The organism is Parapedobacter deserti (genome assembly GCF_042646065.1).
In the GTDB taxonomy this organism is placed as follows: domain Bacteria; phylum Bacteroidota; class Bacteroidia; order Sphingobacteriales; family Sphingobacteriaceae; genus Parapedobacter; species Parapedobacter deserti.
The window spans coordinates 1-727 of sequence record NZ_JBHRTA010000045.1 but is presented as its reverse complement, the minus strand read 5'-3'; the positions used below and the strand labels follow the sequence as shown (position 1 = coordinate 727).

Here is a 727-nt window from a genome sequence, read left to right as displayed (position 1 = left end):
CATCCACTATTCCAACTGCAGGCGTACCACTAACCACGCTCCATTCGCCGGTTCCCGGAGTCGGAGCCGTAGCATCTAATGTAAATTCTCCGCTGTTATACTGCGTTTGATCAGCGCCCGCAACGGCGGTAGGCATCTCATAAATCGTTACACTGAAACTTTCTTCATCAAAGCAGCTTTCAGTAGACTCCGGTATAAATTGATAGTCAGCCGAAAAGTCGGATATTGTCCAATCTTTGATAAAATTGTCTGTGTGATAGGTTTCTACGGAAATGATGATACTAATATTGCCCGCTACCAAATCGCTGATAGGCACCACGCTGGTTATGTCTATATCAACCGTACTTCCCACCGGAGTTTCCGTTAATTGGACGAAGTTTATTTCGGTATTTGTAGCATTATTGACAATAGACACCCGGCCTGCATACCCTCTTCCGTTATGTGGGCCGTTGTTTGTAATCTTAACCTTCGGGTTAATCCGCACTGCAGAACCAAAACATGCTGGAGAGCCTGCTAATACTACGTCTCCCACAACCGTTTTATACGTCTGACTGATTGTTTTTGGATCATTGGCATCATAGTTAATCTCGGTTGGAACTCCTTCCCAAAGCCCTTGATCGTAGGTGTCTGTCAGATAATGGGGCACAAAGGAAAAAAGGGCTTCTAGGTCCGCTTGGCTGACTTTTGTCGTTTTTACAACCGATAGCGATCCAGCACAATTCGTTTG

1 protein-coding gene is annotated in these 727 nt (G+C 45.4%); it reads right to left on the bottom strand.

What is annotated here, in order from left to right:
- Nucleotides 1-727 (bottom strand): hypothetical protein (locus tag ACFOET_RS17740; RefSeq protein ID WP_379025163.1); only part of this gene is annotated, 727 nt, incomplete at both ends.